Genomic DNA, 17,479 nt, shown 5'->3' with positions numbered 1-17,479 from the left:
CTGCCGATATATACGCATGCAACGATCGCCCCTGTTTGCGGGTGGTACACGATTGACTTTGTGAAATCGCATACCTGCATGGCGGCGGTAATTTTTGCCCATCCTATGTCTAAAATATCGCCGCGTTTGCACCGGGCAAGCGCCGCCGCGAAACCCTGTTCATTCTGAACCGCCATTCCCATGGCGCAGACGCGCTCACGTCCATCAGCAACCGGACTATCAGCCGTCTCAGCACGGACCGCCGTACTACCCAGGCAGGCCAACAAGACAAGCGCACCCCACAGGACTAAGCACCTCATACTCACCTCGACTTGCTACGTTAAGTGGCCCTGGACAAGCTGTCCAACGGAACTGTTCACAGCAGTGAATGGCAACGAACTACCGTTGCCCCCGACGGCCAAATGTGCAAGTGCAAAGTACACTCTGCACCCACTCGGACCACAGAAGAAACTAGCACGTCGCGCGATTCCATTATTTGATCCATCTCTAACCAATCTGGTACTCTGCCAGTCGCGACCGGGACCGAGCACCTACGTCGCGATAGACCTTTTCCCTCACAGCTACGCAGCAGCCTTGGGCTCACCGTTCCGCACCCGCGCTGCGATCGCCACCGGCCTGCCCCCTTCCGCCCGTTCCTTTACCATCCTCATCCGGCCTGGCTCCGCCCAGAAGATCTTTCACGCTGAAGGCTTCAACCGCACTGGTTTTGTTCTGCGCCTGCAAAATGAGTTCTTCAGCCTTGCCCCGGTCGTTCGTGTATATCGTCATGTCCAGCTTCGGCCGGGTGATTCCCACGTAGAACGAGCGTTCGCCCATCGCAGCACCGCTGTCCGCAGTGATCATAAAATTCGCGTCGTTGGTCGTCCTGCCCTGCGATGCATACACCGTCATCGCGTACGCGTAATCCCAGTGCGCATGCGACAACTGGCCAGGGCTCAGCGTCATCGCCCCCTTCGCCGTCTCCACGACCATGCCGTCGTCCGATATCGCCGCCACCTTCATGGGCGTGCCGTTGTTCACGCCAAGCTTCTTGTTGTTGCGGGTGAACCGCAGTTCATCGCCGACCGCCAACTGCCGGCTCTCCACCTTGTACGCTTCGACTTTCGCGTGCTTTTCAGGACTCCACGCAACCTTCCTTCCGTCTTCCATGTTGAGGTGCACTACATGACCCGGCACGTCGATCCGCGTCACCGTTCCGTATTCGCCACCAGCGACGCCAAGGCTGCGGTAGGCACGTCCGAAGCGCACCTGCATCGCCGGTTCGTAATACGGCGTCGAACCCTTCTGGGCATCCGTGTAGCCAGCCGACACCAGCACCGTCCGCTCGGCCACGTCCGTAGCGATCTCGCCACGGTCCTGCAGCCCCTCGCGTACCATCGCGTTGATCTTGTGGCGATCGATATTGAGCGGCACGATGATCAGTGCCTTCTCGCGATCATCAGGATGCTTCTCGAGGATGTCGTGGACCACGCGCCGCAGCAATTCGCCCTTGCTATCGATTTCGACAATACGCTCACACAAAAGTTCGAACGCCTTGAGGTTGTCGCGGTTCACCGCGGCCGTTACCGCATGCTTGAGATCATCAACCTGCTGGCGATTGATGTCCGACATGACCGCGCCGCCGATGCCGGCTTTCTGCAACAACTCGAAGGGTTTTCCTGCTTCCACTGCATTGAGCTGCAACCTGTCCCCCACCAGGATCAGCCGTGCGCCTGCCTTGTTTGCCATTTCCATCAGTTGCGTCATCTCGCGCTGGCCCGACAGCGATGCTTCATCCATGATCCACAGTTCTCCGCTGCCGTAACCGGTGCGCGCCTTGGCCGGCAGCATGAGAGAAAGTTTGCGCCACTGCGTCCCGTTCAGGTCCATGGCGCCGAAGAAATCCACCTTGACAGGCTTAGCTTGCTCGACGGCCCGAGCCCCTTCATCAAGCAGGAACCGCGCGGTCGTGACGCTTTCGATGCCTGACTCGTTCTGCAACGTCAGCGCCGCCATCGCGCTTGGCGCCATGCCACGTACCTTGTAGCCGGCATCTTCCGCCACGACCCGCACCAGTTCCAGCATGGTCGTCTTGCCGACGCCCGCATATCCCTGCAAGCCGAGGAATCGGTCGTCCGAGGTCAGCGCCACTTGGGCCGCCTCGACCTGTCCAAAGGTCAGCTGGAACGTGTTTCCGAGCGCCTGCGAACGGGCTTCTTCGAAATGCTCGATGCCTGCCGCCACCCGTTCGGCTTGCGCAATCGGTTTGACGGCGCCTCGCCCGGCCTCCAGCATCGCCAGCATGCCCCGCTCCCGCGCCAGCGCTTCAGGTGTGCTGATATGGCCTTCAATCGTCGATAGCGCTTGCTTGCTGGCCAATCTGCCCGCCAGGGACTTTTCGACATCATCGAGGCGCACCCCGGCCCAGGGAGCATCCTTGACCGCGTGTTCGAGGGCAGTCTTGATCACGTCCTCCCAGGGCACCACGCTCTCGCGCTCCGTCAAATGGGCAATCGCGAATCTCACGGCATCGTGCGCCTTGTCGCTGCGTTGAGCATCGCTGATGAGCGGGGCGTCGCCTTGCTCGCGCTCGGTTTCAATGCGTTTAAAATCAACGCCGGTGGCCTGCGCCCGGTCCTTCCAGTCCTCTGCCAGCACATGGTGATCGACTTCGCGTTTGGGGTCGCGTGTGCGCAGCGCTGCATCCTCGCGTTGGGCAGCGGTCGCGGTGTCACGCGTCAAGCCGAACTTCTCCAGCCGCTCCGCGATGGCCTGGCTGCGCTGGCTGAAGTGATCGATCTGGTCGCGCGTGATGCCTGCGATCACCCAGCGGCCGTCCTGAGTCGATTCGAGCCGGTATCCCAGTCCGCGCAAGTTGGCGGCCAGTTCGCTGTCGTAGATGGCGCCGAGCAGTTTCTGGTGCTTGTAAATGAGCTCGTTGGCGATCGAGCGCCACCGGCCATCGTCCAGCTGGGTGGCATTGGCCACCACCAGGTGCGTGTGCGTTTGCGGATCCAGGTCACGGCTGGTGGTGTGGTAAAACTTGCCGACGATCAAGTTATTGGTTGGCACGGTCGTGGTCTCGCCGGCCTCGGTCATGCGCGCCTGCGCCAGCCTGCTTTCCATGTATTCCAGCACCTTGGTGACGGCCGCTTCGTGCGCGCCCCTGACCTCCTGGTTGCCGGCCACCTCCGCCAACAGCGACACCGACTTGGGCGCCGACAGCGTCACATCGAATCCAGGCCGGTGGTCGCGCAGCACCTCGCCGTCAGCGTCCTTGCCAACGATGCGTCCCAGGCCAAATTCTCCGATCTCGCCTGCCAGTATCTTGGCGAAATCTGCGGGATCCACGGGACCGACCAGGCCCAGCGCCTCCGCACCCTTGCCGGCCCATACGGACATCTCGCGGTTTTCTTCTTGGCTGTAATAATTGTCTTCCGCGTAGTACGCGGCGGCGCTGGCCACGCTGGTGACGTTACTCATCGAGAGCATAGCTGTCCACCTCCCTTTCGATGAACGCTTCCGCAATCGCCGGGCGTTCAACATAGTCGATCTTGACTTTCATGACGTCGTTGCGGCCGGCCAGCCGCAGGTACCCTTCCATGGTCGGCAAGCCCTGGATTTCGGACGCCAGTACCAGGTCGCGCAGTTCGCGCCGGGTGGCGATGGTGACGCCATCGCGGGTGGAGTCGATGCCAAAGCTGATGTTCTCGTCCTTTTCCATCAACTCCTGGTTGGCCAGGTTCTCGCTCACGTACTTGGCGGTCTGGAAGTCAGGCACTGCGAGCGTGAGCCGTGACTGCAGCATCGAGATGATGGTCTGCGCATCGTTCTCGCCGTAGATGTCGCGTACCTGTGCGATGTTCTGATAGCCGAGCAACAGGGAGATGCCGTACTTGCGACCGCGCGTTGCCACTTCCTTCAACGTACTGATGCGATTGAGTGAGGCGAGCTCGTCCAGCACTGAAAAAATCAGCCGCGAACGGCTTGCCGGCAATGACATGATCGAGCGCATGGCGATATCGAACCACGCAGTGAGCAACGGGCGCATCGTCGACAACATCTCCTCCTTGGTGGAGAGAAACAGCCAGCCGTCGCCCTGCTCCTGGTTGATCCAGTGGCGGATCGAGAACTGCGCAGCAGCGTCGCCGTCGGCCAGGTAACGCATCGCCTTGGCCGCCCGCACCACGTTCATGCGGATGCCAAGGGCGGTCTTGGCCGCTTCCGGGTCCATGTACACGGCCGCCGGCAGCCGCCTGACGATCGCCTGGATTTCCTTGAGGCTCAGGACGTTGATCACTTCCACCAGGCGCCGGTTGGTGGCCTGGTTGGTCTTGGCCAAGCGTGACAGGATATCTTCCAGCACGGCCTGGCCGCCCTCCTCCCAGAACGGCTCGCGCCGGTTCATGACGGGTATGAAAGACTCGGCGATGTTGGCGTAGTCGTAGGGCTTGCGCGCCTCGTTCCACGCGGTCCAGGGCGGACTGCGCTGATCGAAAGGATTGAGGATTGTGTCCACGTCTGGACGGTAGAAATGCCGAATGAATTCTCCGGTCGAATCGAACACGATCGCCCGTTTGCCTGTGTGCCGGATGTCGGCCAGCACCGCCGATATACTGACCGTCTTGCCCGAACCGACGGCGCCAGATACACCGATGTTCAGCACCTCGGTGCCTGCTTCCAACGGCACGCCGGCGATATGGACCTTACTGGCCCTGCTTGAGGCTTCGAGCTCTTTCCTGACGTCGGCTTCGTCTGCGAACACAGCCCCGCGCACGATCTCATCCTTGGAAACCTTCTTGCCGAACTGCCGCCACACCCAGTTGGTCAGGAAAAACAACGCGATGCCGGTCACCAGCGCACCCCAAGCGCAGAGCTTGAGTTTCCATTTAATTTTTATCCACTCGGGGCTGGTGAGTTCGAGCAGCGTTTGTGCGGGCAAAAGGTAGGTCTTGGGACTGCCTGCGCGGCTCAGCACCAGCTTGACTTCGTCGCGGGGTTTGTTGGCCTGCACGCTGAATTGCGCCACCGTGCGCGCGATGATGATTTTTCCCTCGTCCTCGCTCAGGGCCGCATTGGCGACCAGCAAGCCGGTGCCCAGCGCCGTGAGCAAGGCGATCATGAAGCTGAAGAAAAGCGCACTAAAATACAGCCCGTATTCATGGCGCATGACCTCGGCGCCGCGGGTGAACTGGTGGCGCTTGTCGTTGCGGCTAATGGTCATGATGTCCTCCTGCCGGAAACATCGCTTCCAGTTCGCGGCTGGCCCAGGCTTGCGCGTCGGTGCCCAGCGTTTCCGGATGACGGATCCCGCCGCGCGCCTGCGCCTCGACGATGTAGCGCATCGCCAGCGTCTGGCGCAATATCTCGCGCTGCATGCCGGCACCGGCGGCAGCACGGATGCTGTCGACCAGCTCATCTACTGTCTGCGCTCGCAGTCCCTGGATCATCAGTTCGGTCGCGATATAGGTTTCGGTCTTGTTGCGCAAGCCCTTTTGAGCGGTGATCCAGTGCCGCAGATCCGGGTCCAGTCTAAGGGTGAGCATTTTCGGGTCTTTTTTCATCTGATTCTCCTTTCGAATCAACGGTTTGCGGATGCTCGCACCGAAGCACGTCATACAGAGCGCAGCGACACGAATACGCTGCAAGCCAGGCGCAGCGCGGCTTGCAGCGGCAACCGGAGGTTGCGTGATGTGTGAACCTTCGCCGGGGGGCCACGGGGCCTCCCCGTGAGGCTCAGTCCGCCACTTTCCCCCCCCCTGCCTAAGCGAGCCCATCAGCGGGATTTTCTGCCCCCAGGAAACAGCCACTGGCGCGCGCGGCATTCACATGAGCTACGGACGAGCTACGCGTGAGCTACGGATGAGCTACGGATGAGCTACGAACAAGCTACGGATGAGCTACGAACGAGCTACGCCGCACCAAAACAGCGCCAGACACGGACCACGCCAACGGTTTCAAACCGGCTGCACCACCACGCATTTTTCTCCTGCAACAAGCACGGTGCTGAGCTTGTTTTGAGAGCATGGGCGGCGCCATCCGCAGGTGCTTGGAGCAGGATCAAACATGGCCCATCCCCGCCCCCGCCGACACACCCGGGTCCGTTACACTGGCTGCCCTGCCGGACATCTTGATGCGATGAGCAGCGGCTTGTTACGTTGAAATGCGTGGCTGAATTTGCATGGAGCCTGGTCGTGGACGTCAAACAATTTGTCCAACAGCACGAAGGAAAAAGCGGCAAGCTGGACCGCTGGGAGGCCGAGATTTTCGCGCTCTATCGGGCGCAGGTGTCGTACGAAAAAATCGCAGATTTTCTACGCATGCATGCGGTGCAGGTCAGCAAGATCGAGGTGTACCGCTATATCCACCGCAACAAACGGCGCCACCTGCTGCAAGGCACGCCAGCCGCCGCCTCCACTGCTGCGACGGCAGTACAGCAGGACTGTCCATGCAGCGATGCGCTCGCAACAGATGAAGCAACATCGCAGGGGCAAGGCAGCACGCTGCCCAGGTTCAGCTGGCAGCAGAGTCGAACCAAGGACAAACCGAAATGGTAAAGGGGACGTCATGAACCAGCATCAGGTGCATCTTATTCTCCAGGGCAAGGGCGGCGTCGGCAAGTCGCTGATCGCCGCCATCCTGGCCCAGTACTTTCAGCACAAGGCGGGCCAGGTGCAGCCATTCGATACCGATCCCGTCAACGACACGCTGTCGCAGTACGCGGCGTTTGCCACCACGCGGGTGGACATCATCGACGCGCGCAACCATATCAACGCCAGGGCGTTCGACGGGCTGATCGAAGCGGTCCTCGGCAACGACCAGGTGTGCGTCATCGACAATGGCGCCTCCACGTTCGTGCCGCTGATGGCCTACATGGTGGAGAACCGCGTGATCGAGCTGCTGGAACAGGCAGGCAAGCGCGTTTATATCCATTCGGTGGTCACCGGCGGCCAGGCCTTTGCCGATACGCTGCAAGGCCTGGCGGTGATGCTCGAGGAGCAGCCGGCGCCGGTGGTCGTGTGGCTCAACGAATTTTTCGGCGCCGTCGAGCGCGACGGCAAGAATTTCCAGCAGTCGTCGCTGTATGCCGATTTCAAGCACCGTATCCACGGTCTGATCACCATCGAGAAGGGGAACGCGGACACTTTCGGGCACGATATGGAAATGATGTGCAAGAACAAGCTCACGTTCGACCAGGCGCTCGAGTCGGCGCAGTTCGGCATCATGTCGCGCCAGCGCCTCAAGATGATGCGCGAGGCGCTGTTCAACCAGCTCGACGCCATCGGTTTCTGACATGAAGACGCCCTCTTCCCCACCGCGTGCACGGCAGGAGCCGCCCCAGGGCAAGCTGCGTCTGCATGAGCAGGATGAGGCCATCGCTGCTGTCTGCGCCGAAGTCTACCGCCTCACCGGCCAGACCATCACCGACAACGATCCGATCTTGCTGGCGGCGCTATTCCAGTCCGAACTGATGCGCAAGGCTGGCGCCGACATCACAACGGCGTTCGAGCAGACAGTAGCCGGGGCCATCGCCATGCTGGCCGAGGCGGTCAGGGAGGAACGCGAGCAAGCGGCCAACCTGGACAAGTCGGTCGCTGCCGCTTTCCAGCAGATCGCCAATGGCGCCAAGGCGGCCGGCGACAACGAACTGGCGACGATACAAGGACGCTTCGCACGGATGGCCGCCGAGACGCTCGACCAGGTACGGCGCGACGCCCAGCGTGCAGCGCCAGGCAACTACCGCTGGAAGATGCTGCTCGCCACCATCGCCGGCCTGGCAACCGGCCTGCTGGCCAGCGTGGTGTTGCATCACAGCGAGACGCCACGCTACAACGACGAGCAGGCACGACTGATCCACAACGGCCTGCTGCTCGACGACGCCTGGCCGAAGCTGCCTAAAGCGGCGCGCGCCGCCTTCGGGGTGCAGCCGAAAGCCCCTATCTCGCCTCCAAGCGCCGACAAGCAATGAACTCCGTGATCGACCTGCTGGAACGCCCCAAGGTGTTCGCCCGAGTGGCGACCGCCACCGTCGCAGCGGCTGCCCGCGCGCTGGCCGACGGCGGACCGTACGCGCTCTGGGACGATGGCGTCCTGGTGCTGCTGTACCCGGACGGCCACTGCGAGCGCATGGGCGAGATTGATGACGATGGAGAGGAGCATGATGGAGAATGACAAGCGCAGCGCGCCGGTACTGGCGGTGATCGCCGGCCTGCCCGGGGTAGGCAAGTCCACGCTGCTGGACCAGGTACGCCATGAAACCGGCTTTCCGGCGCACCTGATGCAGGATACGCCGGCAGAACGGCAGGCGGCAGCAGACACCATCTGCGACGCCCTGGCGCTGCGCCACAGCATCGCCGTGGAATCGCGCTGCGACAGCCCCGCCGTGCTGCACTGGATGCAGCAGGCGGGCGAGCGCGGCTACATTGTCGAGCTCGTGTGGGTCGGCGTGGAAGGCGATGCTTTGGCCGCGCGGCGCAGCCGCGCGCGCCGGCTTGCAAAAACGCAAGTTGAAGCAACGCAACGGCGACTGGCCGTTGCTGCCGACCTGGCCCAGCGCGTGCTGTGCATCGACAACAGCACGGCCGTGGCGCGCATGGCCGCACGCATCGAGCATGGCCGCATCAGCGTGCTGGACACGCGCCCCGGCTGGATCGTGCGCCGCATGCTGATGCCACGGCTGGCACGGCATGCTTCGTTGCGCAAGATACGCCGCGCCTACGATGCCATCGCCGCCCACAGTCCGGTACAGCCGCTGTGGCAGTTGGCCGCCGCCAGCGGCACCTACACCGGCGCGGTCGTCGCCGCCACCGAACATCACCTGTTGCAGCAGGTCGGCGCGGCGCTGCACGTTGTCCATGACCTCGGCATGCTGGCCGCACTACCGGGCGGCATGCTGGCGATGCCCGCCGTGCTGACCGTGGCCTACGATCACGCCTTCCCCGATCGGTCACTGCAGGCAAGCCAGCAGCGCGACCCCGAGCGCTGACCGGCAACGCCCACTGCGGCGGTTAGCCTGGAATAGATACCTGTCCCCAGCGCTCGAACACGGCGCGCTGCGTGGGCGACAACGTCGCCAGTTCCAGCGTGCGCAACCGGCGATAAATCATGTCGCCGTAGATCGCCGCCAGCGCCCGCAAATCGGGACCCAGCACGCAATTCATGGGCGGGCGTGCCTTGGCGCAGCGGTTAATCGCCGCTTCCAGTTCCATGATCGTTATGGTTGCCATAGCGCCTCCTGCAACACATCACCGGCAACCATGGCGGTCGCGCCATGGGCGTCGATCCAGCAGCGCAGGCGCTCGACCAGCGGCACCGGTGCAGCCAGCGCGCTGCCCACCACCCGCATCACATCGGTCTCAAGCGACTGCGCCACCGCAGCACCAAAGCCCGCGACAAACGCAGCGGGAGCGGCGCAGTCGGCGGGGTCGAACAGTTCAAAGCCCCGCGTATCGCGCTCGCCATAGCCCAGTGCTTCGACCAGTTGCGCAAAAGCGTAACCGGCCCGGTAAGCACCTTGCCTGCGCGCCAGCGTCAACGCTGCCGTGCAGCGCGCGATGCGTTCGACGTTCAGGAATCCCCGGTCGGCATCAATCAGCAGGGACAACCCGCCCGACGCGTGGACGGCCAGCGCAAAGCCCAGGCGCTGGTGGGGCGGCACGGTGGCGGACAAGGTCCAGATCAGGCCCAGACCGTCCATGTCCGCGCCGAGGGACAAGACAGGACACTGCGGCCCGGGCAGGCGGGCCATGCCGCAAGGACGGGACGGCAACAGGGTAGCGGTATGCATGATGGCTCCTTCTAGGTTGTTGTAGTCAGTCGTCCGGGCCGGAACCGCACCCGGCCGGGCAATAGCCGCGCTCGATGCCGTGCGCGCAGTAGCCGGATTCCTCGTGCCAATGGCGCGCTTCCTCGCGCACGGACTGCGGCTCATAGCCATATTCGCGCGCGATGTCGATGGCCTGTGCGTGCAGCGCCGAGGACATGCCGGTCAACGTCTCATCCACCGCAGCGCTGAAACGGCGCATGAACAGGTCGTACGACAGGCCGCAGCAGGTGTTCGCATCCCGGGCCGATGCTGTGCACCGTGCACGCCATGCATAGGTGTCGAGGCACAGATACCGGTCATGACCGTGATGCCATTGCTCCACCAGAAACGCCTCGTCCGCAAACAGCAGCGGCACTGCCGCAATGCCCGCCGCCGCATCGATGCGGCCCTGTGCTTGCGCCGCCAGTCCTGCCGCGCGCGCCTGCACCGCGCCCGCCGCCCCATCAAGTAACGACAGGATGCGCGCTTGTGCCAGCGACACCCTGATATCGAGTCCACGCATGATTGCCTCCTTAAAAGACACTTCACCATCGATCAAGCTATGACTACAGTGTAGACATTTTACTATTGACTGTCAATATTTTAGACCATGAATTCTGATATAAATCAATGAGTTACAGCCGGAATCTACGGGTCCCCGGGGTGGCGGCTGACGCGGCCCGAAGGGCAAAATCTTTGGGCGCTGGAGGAATTGGCGGTGGCGGTTGAAGTAACAGGTACCGAAGTAGAGAGGGCCGATGGCGGGCGACCCGCCTGTGTTACCAAAGTTTTAGCGGGCAGTCCGTTGGCGTGGTTGCCCCAGGTTCGCCACACGTCGGCCTGCGCCGCTCCTGCCAAACGCTTTGCGCGGTGGCGTGATCGCGGCGCGTGCCGTCGCCGCGTCATAGTCAGCTAGCCACGCCGCAATCTCCGGGTCATCCATCGATGCGGGAGCCGCGCCTGCAACGGGCTGCGCCGGCACAGGTGCATGCCGCAATCGCACTGCCGTGGCAACGACCGCCGTGGCCGTACGATTGACGCCGTCGCGGCCAGTCCAGCGGCGGTATTCCATGCATCCGTGAACACGCAGCACCGCGCCCTGCGCCAGCGTGTCACGCAGTCTCAAGGCTGACGCGCCACCGAGTACCACCCGGTGCCGGACAGTCACCGGTGCCAGTCGGCCGGAATTCCAGTCATAGGCATGTTCCTCGGTCGCCAGCATCACATGGCACACCATCGCACCACCGGGCAGGCGGGACCAGCGTGGCGGCAGTGCCACCGTTCCCTGCAAGGTCACCCGGTTGATCGATGGCGACATGGTTGCCTCCCCGTCCGTCCCTGTTTAAGGCCCCGGCAGACGCGCAGCCGGGGCTCCGTGTTTCGTGTTACGCCGTGCGCAGCAACGTCGGCAGCCACCCCACATCGGCCAGCGCCCGCTCAGCCGCCACGGCCGCCGTTTTCTTCGGCAGTTTCTCCAGCGGTACCGCCGCCGTGGCGGATACTGCCTCGGTCACCACCCTGACCATGCAATCGCGCGGCACATGGTCGAAATAGCTGGCCGCAGTGGCGCGCCACCACTTGGTCATGTCCAGCTTCAACGCCTTGCCCAGCACCACGAAATCGGGCGAGTCCTGTTCGCGCTCGAGCGTGGCGTCCAGCGATGCAGCGACACAAAACGCCAGCAGTTCCAGTACCACCGGCTGCGGCTGCGATTGCAACCACGCCAGCCAGCCGCCCTGCCCGCTCTGTCCGTTCTGCGCGGCGTCGGACAGGCGCGCCAGCAGTTGTTCGCGGCGCTGGGCGAGCGCTGCGCCAGCCGCACTGTCAGTGCTATTGTCGGCGAGGGTCGCGCCGCCGAGGCTGATCCGGGACAGCGACACGGTGCCGTAGCCGTGGTGCGGCAGCAGTACCGAGCGCATCAGCGTGTAGGTCAGATACGCCAGCGCCATCTCGGACTGGTCCATCATTTCTGCTTGCAGCGCCAAGGTGCGCTGCGAAGTCAGCTCCAAGGTGAGGCGGTCGGAGTGATCGCGCTTGGCGCGCTTGCTGACCGTCGGCGTGTCGTGTGCACCCTTGGCGGCGCTGGCGCGGCTGGCGACATCGGCGGGCCGTATTGCATCGCGCAGCACCGCTGGCTTGCCGTCATGATCGAGGTACAGCACGGCGCCGGCCAGCGCCGCATCGTCCGGGTGCGTCACGCTGGCGCGGCGGGCAAGGACCGCATCGCGTTGTGCGGACAAGGCATCGCGTTCGGCGTCGAGCGTTTCGGCCAGCGTCTCGTTGTCGCCGTCGCAGGCGTCATCAATGCGCTCGTCCAGCGCGGCAATTTGCGCTTGCAGGTCGTCTGCCGCTTGCCGGTCGGCGTCGCTCAGTTCCCCGGTGGTGCGGCGTACACGGCCAAAGGCAGACAAGTCGGCGTGATCGGCGCGCGGCAGGATATCGACCCATGCCACGCCATCCTTGCGCAATTGCTTCGCTTGCTTGCCCAGTTTGTCGAGCGCCAGCTTCTCAAGCAGCGCCGCATCGCTGATGTAGCCGGTATTGTCACGGCTGAACAGGTCGCGTTCCACTGCCCCACCCGCCGCCTCGAAACTGCGCACGCCGACGAAACGCGCGACCCGGTCGGTCTGGGTGTTGATCTTCTGCGCTGTGAGCAGGCGGCGCAGGTCGTACGGGTGGCGGCTGTGCACTGGCAGGCTGTCCCACGCCTGTTCCTGCGCGGCGTGGTCATCAACCAGCGCCAGTGCCATCATGTGTTCAAAGTTGAGCACGCCATCACGGTACAGGTCGATCAGGCGCGGTGCGACGTTCGCCAGTTTCAGGTAGCGCTTGACGGTCGTCACTTCCAGTTCGAAGCGCAGCGCCACGTCCTCGATGGCACGGCCGTGGTCGATCATGGCCTGCATCGCCACGTAGAGGTCGGCCGGATGCATGTCGGCACGGCCAAGGTTTTCCGCAAGGCTCAGTTCGATCGCCTCGTCCTCGGTAACGATCAGGAGCGGGATGGAAAAATCGTGCGGCAGGTCGCCGGTCTCGATCAGTTGGCCGATGGCCAGCAGGCGGCGGCCCCCGGCCACGATTTCGATGATGCCGGTGGCGAGTCCGTCCACCAGTTGGCGGTAGCCGACAAGGTTTTGCAGCAGCCCGTGGGTACGGATCAGGGCGGCAAGCTCCTTGACATCGGTCTGCTTGGTGCGCACGTTGTAGCGGCTGCGCACCAGTTGCGTGTACGTGGCAGTCGTGATCGTTGCATGCGCGGTCAGCTGCGCCAGTGCGTCGATGGCGGGCGGCAGGTATGCACCGCCGGGGACCATGATGGTGTTGGGGTTGTCGCGGGTGTCACGGGTTTCAATCAGTGCGTGCATGATAGCTCCTGAAATTTGATGAGGAAAAGCGGCCGCGCATCGCGGCCGGGGCCGGTCCGGTCCAGCGTCGGCGTCGGGGTGGACCGCTTCCCGACGCCCGGGGTGCTAATCGAGAGCAGCGCGGATCAGGGCAGCATCACGGTGCTGGAAAATGAACTCGGACAGCCGGTGGTAGGCGTTGGCGAAGCACTCGCCATTGCTGAGGAAAGACAGGTGGCTGTAAGCACTGGCGGTGGCGATGATGCCCGCCGTATCGGCGCACACCGTGTGCTCAAAATAGTTTTCGCACGACAGTGGGAAGGCAGCATCGGAATCCGGGGCCATGTAAAAGCCGCAATTCGACAGGTTGTAGAAGTGCCAGTAACCGCCTTCATAGCTGTCGCACAGCCGCGCCAGCGTGTCGAAGATGGTGGACTCGAGCAGCACGCAGCGCATGCCCGCGATGCGCGGCAGGCATTCGAGGCGCTCGAGGTCGTTCGTCACCAGCGTGGCGGTGACAGCCGCGCGGCCGCGCGGTTGTTTCAGGTGGGCGTTGATGGTTTCCATGATTGTCCCTTTCAGAAAGTTGTTGGGAGTTAAGAGGTCAGGCTGATCCTCTTGCTCGAACTCTCTCGTTCCCGCCCTGGGGCGGGCGGAGGGTGGGGGATGCCCTGCCCTCACGGGCAGGGTGGGGATGGGTGGGGTTCAGGCAGCGAGGTACGGGGCCGCTGCATCTGCCCCGTTCCGTCGATGATCCCCAAGCAAGCCCCCCTCACTTGCCTTGGGGGGCGCTTGCTTGGGGATTGAGGAACGGGGTGTCCGCGGCCCGTGCTGCCCATCGTGGGGGTTGGCCAGGGAGCGGCCGGCTTCATAGCGCCAGCGGCGGCTCAAGGGCTGTGACAGCCGTGGTGTCGGGCTGGCGCAGCCCTTGAAAGCTCCCGGCCCCTGGACCAGGCGCGGCCGGCTTCATAGCGCCAGCGGCGGCTCAACCGGCGTGACAGCCGTGCCGTTGGGCTGGCGCGACGGTTGAAAGCGGCGGTCCTTCACTTCAGGTGGTCTGCATGCAGGCCGGCACAGCTTGGACATGACAGCAATGCCAACCGGCCGCCGGGCCGAGCCCGCAGGGCCGAGCCCCTTCCGGGGCTCGGTTCACGAGAGACCGGGGTTTCGGCCCCGGCCATCGCACCGCCCCCTGCTGCGCCAGGTTGACTGCCCCCTACAGTGAGACAGGTGCAGCCCTCGCTCCGGGACGTTGCCGGTGCGGCTACCGCAGGCGCGTGGCAAGTTCCCTGGCAAGTCCCCGTTACCGGTACGCGTCACCACTGATGGACAGGCACCCGGGCCTGCTAACGCTCAAAACGACTGACAAGCTCGGTGGGATCATATCGCCAGGGTCGGCTTCGGTCGGAGAGTTACCGATGATGCCCCAGGCACATGATGGAATGAAGCAGGTTCCACCGGCCTCACAGGTGCCATTGAACATGCCAGGCGCACAGCGCTGAGTGCCCCTGTGCTGTCATTACAAACAGATTGGCTGAGCAGGTATGGGCACACCGCTGGCCCTGCATGCAGCAGTACCGGCAGTACGGACAGCGACCAAGAACAGTGGCGAGCAAACCATGTTGATACGAATTTACAGGGTGGACGAGAATTCACAGAAGATATTGATGGCAGAGCTGCAAGTGGACGCGCTGCGGCTGATGCTCCTTGCCGAGGATCGCGAGGAGAACACCCGGCGCCGAGGGCGTGTCTGGGCTGCCGGCGCAGTGCCCTTCTTCGCCCAGGAATTGTTGAAGTCGATACAAACAGGCCAGCCGCGCGAGGCCCGGGATCTGCAGGCGACCAATGTCGCCATATCGGCGTGGCTGCACGACTCAATTTACGTCGGGGTGACAGCCGAACAATTTGTGAGATCCGATCTGACCTTCGTGCTGCTGCCCGATGGTGCGGTCGAGTGCGAGCGGGTCATGAAGGTCGCATGTGTATCCACCCGAGGTAAAGCAGCCCGATAGTTTGGTAAGCGCCCTCCCCGCGCATCGAGGATCGGAACAGCTTTAAGCGGTGCAACAGGCCATCTGGTCGCGATCACCAACCGCACGATGCGATCCGCCAAGTGAGCGGCATCGCCAGCATGGCACGCCGGTTGACGGGTGCCATGTCGATACTGGCGTGTACCGCACCGTCGATCTTGGGGCCGCTGAGGCCCCGAAGCCCACCACAGCCGACGTAAAGCATCGGTCGCGCACCAAAGGCACCAGCTACGACCACGGCGCACACGTACCAGACAGGCGCGTTGCGCGCAACGCTGCACGCGAGGTAGATCTAGCATTTGCGGATGCGCCATGCGGCCAAGGGATTGCGCAGCACCCACTTGTCTTGCGCCTGAGCTCGCACCTGAATGACACCGGCGTTTCCAGCAGAAACCTGGCACAACACCCCGACCTGGTCCGCTGGACGACTGCAATGAACCGCACTGGCCTCGCTCAGAAATATTTGACATTCCTTTGATCCATCGCAATACGTCGCCGTCGCGCGCGCGTACGATAGGACATGGACATTAGCTCAACATTCAATGCCCGTAACCTCGTGAGAGTCGAAGCCGCGCTGTTGGCGCATCCCGTTGCGCAGGCTTACTTCCAGGGCAGGCTCTTCGACGGCTACGGCCAGCCTTTGAGGGAACTGAACATTCATCACGCGGAAGGCCCTCCGCTGCGGCTCGATGCCGCCACCACCGGCCGCCTGTGCATGATTCCAGACGGCTCCTTGGTCACGGCAACGCGTATCGATGATCGCTCGGATGCCCCAGCAGGCGTCGATATCCACTACAGCAACATCTTCATTCAAAATGGCCATCACAACAGCGTGGTCATGTACCGCAGCCAGAGCGGCCCCGCCATGTGGATCGACGCCCTCTACATTCGCAATGTCATGCTCGCACCGCAAGCGCCGCCGCGCCTGACATCGGTCGCCTTCGGCTTGATGGCGATTGCGGCCTACCGCCTGGGATTTCAACACATCAGTCTGCTGGCCGCAGGCGGCGGACCGCTGCGGGAAGCCAGTGAAGATGATCTCATCGGCTATGCCGTCTGGCCCAAGCTCGGCTTCGATGCCGAAGTCGCTTCCGTCGAGCTGGACCGCTTTCCTCACCCCGCCCTGGTGGGCGCCGCCACCGTGCAGGACGTGCGCAAGAATGCACCTGGCTGGTGGGAAGAACATGGCAGCGGTCGCACCATGCTTTTTCAGCTCGCGGCCAACAGCCGCAGTTGGTCGATTCTGCTAAACTACCTTTACACTGCCTTGATGGAGGATGCACGATGACCATCGTCAAAAAACTACCGCCAGCGCCCGCAACCGACTATGAGATTGCCGCTGCGCTCCACCGCGCCAAAATGGTTGCCAAGTACGTGCCGCACCCCAACGAGTTTGAGCCCATAGACGGCGTATTGCACGTTACCCTCAACGCAAAACCGATCAAACCAGGTACAGAAGCAGAAGTGTTCGGTCCATCGCGTATCGTCATCCCTGAGTACCAGGAAGCGCTGAAGAAGCTGATACAAAAAAGCAAATAAGCGTCGGCATTGCGCTGTTGGTATGGTTGGGGTACCGCCACTGCAGCGTCCTGCTCACCGGCCTCCCCAGGCCACAGGGCCCCGGCAGAGCTTGATGCCCAGGACTTCGTCCAGCCCCGCCGAATAAGTTAATGGCAAATTACGTCGCGCGCATGCCCCGCGTATGCGCGGCGACGATTCTGCTAAGCTATTTGCAGGACGCCTTGCAGGAGGATGGACCATGACTGCCGCGAAGAAAGTTCTACCGGACAAAAAAGCCAGCTATGCCATTGCCACCGCTCTTCACCGTGCGAAAGTTCTGGTCAAACGCCAGAATTTGAATCGGTTGATGGGAGGCTGCATGTTGTGCTGACCGGAAAACCGGTGTCGAGCGGCAAAGGTTCTGTCACATTAGCAAGCCGCCGATCGCCGATCAAATAAACTACGGAGCCCGAACCTTGGGTGAATCGACATGCTCAACTCAGGCAGTGCCAAATCTAGGCCGTGTTCTGACAAACGCAATCGCCCCGCACGCAGCGCCGCCATGAACTCTTCGAGCGCAGGCTGTGTAACGCTTGCCTTCACGTGCCCAGCTCTAATGCTCGAAGTACTGATTACCTCATTCACGGTTTCTGTGAGCTCAAACGGGTTCAAGTCCACGCGAGCATGGAGAAGCACCCAGCCCCCTTCAACAAACACCGCAGCATATTGGGCGCGCACATGCGCAATGCCGGCACGCCAGCTTTCGAAAACTCGGTTGAAATGTTCAAGCTGTAAGGATGGGAAGCTCATAATCGTTTATA

General features: G+C 62.7%; 19 protein-coding genes. 9 read left to right on the top strand and 10 right to left on the bottom strand.

Features of this window, described 5'->3' with window-relative positions:
* Positions 1 to 579: 579 nt before the first annotated feature.
* From mobF to F8197_RS28455, 3 genes are read right to left on the bottom strand one after another with little or no spacing between them, the layout of a single operon-like run.
* Positions 580 to 3,462: a MobF family relaxase gene (mobF, locus tag F8197_RS00145; RefSeq protein WP_193333287.1), complete on the bottom strand. Its 2,883-nt coding sequence runs from the start codon at positions 3,460 to 3,462 to the stop codon at positions 580 to 582.
* Positions 3,455 to 5,203, bottom strand: a complete 1,749-nt coding sequence (locus tag F8197_RS00140) for a type IV secretion system DNA-binding domain-containing protein (protein WP_193333286.1) — start codon at positions 5,201 to 5,203, stop codon at positions 3,455 to 3,457. The genes mobF and F8197_RS00140 overlap by 8 nt, the downstream gene beginning before the upstream one ends.
* Positions 5,193 to 5,543, bottom strand: coding sequence for a hypothetical protein (locus F8197_RS28455; protein ID WP_193333285.1), 351 nt, complete (start codon positions 5,541 to 5,543; stop codon positions 5,193 to 5,195). Before F8197_RS28455 ends, F8197_RS00140 begins: the two co-directional genes overlap by 11 nt.
* A 630-nt stretch (positions 5,544 to 6,173) precedes the next feature.
* On the opposite strand from F8197_RS28455, the gene F8197_RS00135 reads away from it, so the two are divergent.
* Genes F8197_RS00135 through F8197_RS00115 form a run of 5 tightly spaced genes read left to right on the top strand, consistent with a single transcriptional unit; the run spans position 6,174 to position 8,965 of the window.
* A complete protein-coding gene (locus F8197_RS00135; protein WP_152878961.1) occupies positions 6,174 to 6,536 on the top strand; it encodes a hypothetical protein in 363 nt (120 codons plus the stop codon).
* A 10-nt stretch (positions 6,537 to 6,546) separates the two neighbouring features.
* The gene (locus F8197_RS00130; protein WP_152878959.1) at positions 6,547 to 7,272 is read left to right on the top strand and encodes a conjugal transfer protein TraL; all 726 of its coding nucleotides are present in this window, start codon (positions 6,547 to 6,549) and stop codon (positions 7,270 to 7,272) included.
* Between the two features lies 1 nt (position 7,273).
* On the top strand, positions 7,274 to 7,948 hold the full coding sequence (locus F8197_RS00125) for a hypothetical protein (protein ID WP_152878957.1): 675 nt from the start codon (positions 7,274 to 7,276) through the stop codon (positions 7,946 to 7,948).
* The gene (locus F8197_RS00120; RefSeq protein ID WP_152878955.1) at positions 7,945 to 8,151 is read left to right on the top strand and encodes a hypothetical protein; all 207 of its coding nucleotides are present in this window, start codon (positions 7,945 to 7,947) and stop codon (positions 8,149 to 8,151) included. The genes F8197_RS00125 and F8197_RS00120 overlap by 4 nt, the downstream gene beginning before the upstream one ends.
* On the top strand, positions 8,138 to 8,965 hold the full coding sequence (locus F8197_RS00115) for a hypothetical protein (RefSeq protein WP_152878953.1): 828 nt from the start codon (positions 8,138 to 8,140) through the stop codon (positions 8,963 to 8,965). The genes F8197_RS00120 and F8197_RS00115 overlap by 14 nt, the downstream gene beginning before the upstream one ends.
* Positions 8,966 to 8,987: 22 nt before the next feature.
* On the opposite strand, the gene F8197_RS00110 is transcribed toward F8197_RS00115, so the two are convergent.
* The 6 genes from F8197_RS00110 to F8197_RS00085 form a co-directional block, all read right to left on the bottom strand.
* Positions 8,988 to 9,206: a DUF3717 domain-containing protein gene (locus tag F8197_RS00110; protein ID WP_152878951.1), complete on the bottom strand. Its 219-nt coding sequence runs from the start codon at positions 9,204 to 9,206 to the stop codon at positions 8,988 to 8,990.
* Positions 9,194 to 9,766 carry a hypothetical protein gene (locus tag F8197_RS00105; RefSeq protein WP_152878949.1) on the bottom strand — a complete coding sequence of 191 codons (573 nt, stop codon included), beginning with the start codon at positions 9,764 to 9,766 and terminating at the stop codon, positions 9,194 to 9,196. Before F8197_RS00105 ends, F8197_RS00110 begins: the two co-directional genes overlap by 13 nt.
* 25 nt (positions 9,767 to 9,791) lie before the next feature.
* On the bottom strand, positions 9,792 to 10,307 hold the full coding sequence (locus tag F8197_RS00100; protein WP_152878947.1) for a hypothetical protein: 516 nt from the start codon (positions 10,305 to 10,307) through the stop codon (positions 9,792 to 9,794).
* A 267-nt stretch (positions 10,308 to 10,574) separates the two neighbouring features.
* Positions 10,575 to 11,102 (bottom strand): single-stranded DNA-binding protein, encoded by a 528-nt coding sequence (locus F8197_RS00095; protein ID WP_152878945.1) that lies wholly within the window; start codon positions 11,100 to 11,102, stop codon positions 10,575 to 10,577.
* Between the two features lie 67 nt (positions 11,103 to 11,169).
* Positions 11,170 to 13,149, bottom strand: coding sequence for a ParB/RepB/Spo0J family partition protein (locus F8197_RS00090; RefSeq protein ID WP_152878943.1), 1,980 nt, complete (start codon positions 13,147 to 13,149; stop codon positions 11,170 to 11,172).
* Positions 13,150 to 13,254: 105 nt separating this feature from the next.
* Positions 13,255 to 13,695, bottom strand: a complete 441-nt coding sequence (locus tag F8197_RS00085; protein ID WP_152878941.1) for an antirestriction protein — start codon at positions 13,693 to 13,695, stop codon at positions 13,255 to 13,257.
* A gap of 977 nt (positions 13,696 to 14,672) precedes the next feature.
* Here F8197_RS00085 and F8197_RS00080 point away from each other — a divergent pair.
* The 4 genes from F8197_RS00080 to F8197_RS29125 all read left to right on the top strand — a co-directional run bounded on the left by F8197_RS00080 (position 14,673) and on the right by F8197_RS29125 (position 17,049).
* Positions 14,673 to 15,140, top strand: a complete 468-nt coding sequence (locus F8197_RS00080) for a hypothetical protein (RefSeq protein ID WP_152878939.1) — start codon at positions 14,673 to 14,675, stop codon at positions 15,138 to 15,140.
* Between the two features lie 538 nt (positions 15,141 to 15,678).
* Entirely contained in the window at positions 15,679 to 16,446 is a 768-nt protein-coding gene (locus F8197_RS00075; RefSeq protein ID WP_152878937.1) for a hypothetical protein, read from the top strand.
* On the top strand, positions 16,443 to 16,697 hold the full coding sequence (locus tag F8197_RS00070; RefSeq protein ID WP_152878935.1) for a hypothetical protein: 255 nt from the start codon (positions 16,443 to 16,445) through the stop codon (positions 16,695 to 16,697). The genes F8197_RS00075 and F8197_RS00070 overlap by 4 nt, the downstream gene beginning before the upstream one ends.
* A gap of 220 nt (positions 16,698 to 16,917) precedes the next feature.
* Positions 16,918 to 17,049, top strand: coding sequence for a hypothetical protein (locus F8197_RS29125; protein WP_255472741.1), 132 nt, complete (start codon positions 16,918 to 16,920; stop codon positions 17,047 to 17,049).
* Between the two features lie 38 nt (positions 17,050 to 17,087).
* Here the strand turns inward: F8197_RS29125 and F8197_RS28450 are convergent, their stop codons facing one another.
* Positions 17,088 to 17,468 carry a hypothetical protein gene (locus F8197_RS28450; protein WP_193333284.1) on the bottom strand — a complete coding sequence of 127 codons (381 nt, stop codon included), beginning with the start codon at positions 17,466 to 17,468 and terminating at the stop codon, positions 17,088 to 17,090.
* Positions 17,469 to 17,479: the final 11 nt, after the last annotated feature.

The sequence above is a fragment of the Duganella sp. FT27W genome, assembly GCF_009295655.1.
In the GTDB taxonomy this organism is placed as follows: domain Bacteria; phylum Pseudomonadota; class Gammaproteobacteria; order Burkholderiales; family Burkholderiaceae_D; genus Rugamonas; species Rugamonas zoogloeoides.
The sequence above is the reverse complement of the archived record's forward strand: the minus strand, read 5'-3'. Positions and strand labels throughout refer to the sequence as shown.

What these genes read in the sequence shown, in the direction of transcription:
- F8197_RS28455 (WP_193333285.1), bottom strand. Translation starts at nt 5,543, where the DNA reads ATGAAAAAAGACCCGAAAATGCTCACCCTTAGACTGGACCCGGATCTG.
- F8197_RS00130 (WP_152878959.1), top strand. Translation starts at nt 6,547, where the DNA reads ATGAACCAGCATCAGGTGCATCTTATTCTCCAGGGCAAGGGCGGCGTC.
- F8197_RS00095 (WP_152878945.1), bottom strand. Translation starts at nt 11,102, where the DNA reads ATGTCGCCATCGATCAACCGGGTGACCTTGCAGGGAACGGTGGCACTG.
- F8197_RS00085 (WP_152878941.1), bottom strand. Translation starts at nt 13,695, where the DNA reads ATGGAAACCATCAACGCCCACCTGAAACAACCGCGCGGCCGCGCGGCT.
- F8197_RS00105 (WP_152878949.1), bottom strand. Translation starts at nt 9,766, where the DNA reads ATGCATACCGCTACCCTGTTGCCGTCCCGTCCTTGCGGCATGGCCCGC.
- F8197_RS00090 (WP_152878943.1), bottom strand. Translation starts at nt 13,149, where the DNA reads ATGCACGCACTGATTGAAACCCGTGACACCCGCGACAACCCCAACACC.
- F8197_RS00125 (WP_152878957.1), top strand. Translation starts at nt 7,274, where the DNA reads ATGAAGACGCCCTCTTCCCCACCGCGTGCACGGCAGGAGCCGCCCCAG.
- F8197_RS00080 (WP_152878939.1), top strand. Translation starts at nt 14,673, where the DNA reads ATGGGCACACCGCTGGCCCTGCATGCAGCAGTACCGGCAGTACGGACA.
- F8197_RS00070 (WP_152878935.1), top strand. Translation starts at nt 16,443, where the DNA reads ATGACCATCGTCAAAAAACTACCGCCAGCGCCCGCAACCGACTATGAG.
- F8197_RS00100 (WP_152878947.1), bottom strand. Translation starts at nt 10,307, where the DNA reads ATGCGTGGACTCGATATCAGGGTGTCGCTGGCACAAGCGCGCATCCTG.
- F8197_RS29125 (WP_255472741.1), top strand. Translation starts at nt 16,918, where the DNA reads ATGACTGCCGCGAAGAAAGTTCTACCGGACAAAAAAGCCAGCTATGCC.
- F8197_RS28450 (WP_193333284.1), bottom strand. Translation starts at nt 17,468, where the DNA reads ATGAGCTTCCCATCCTTACAGCTTGAACATTTCAACCGAGTTTTCGAA.
- mobF (WP_193333287.1), bottom strand. Translation starts at nt 3,462, where the DNA reads ATGAGTAACGTCACCAGCGTGGCCAGCGCCGCCGCGTACTACGCGGAA.
- F8197_RS00110 (WP_152878951.1), bottom strand. Translation starts at nt 9,206, where the DNA reads ATGGCAACCATAACGATCATGGAACTGGAAGCGGCGATTAACCGCTGC.
- F8197_RS00140 (WP_193333286.1), bottom strand. Translation starts at nt 5,203, where the DNA reads ATGACCATTAGCCGCAACGACAAGCGCCACCAGTTCACCCGCGGCGCC.
- F8197_RS00115 (WP_152878953.1), top strand. Translation starts at nt 8,138, where the DNA reads ATGATGGAGAATGACAAGCGCAGCGCGCCGGTACTGGCGGTGATCGCC.
- F8197_RS00120 (WP_152878955.1), top strand. Translation starts at nt 7,945, where the DNA reads ATGAACTCCGTGATCGACCTGCTGGAACGCCCCAAGGTGTTCGCCCGA.
- F8197_RS00075 (WP_152878937.1), top strand. Translation starts at nt 15,679, where the DNA reads ATGGACATTAGCTCAACATTCAATGCCCGTAACCTCGTGAGAGTCGAA.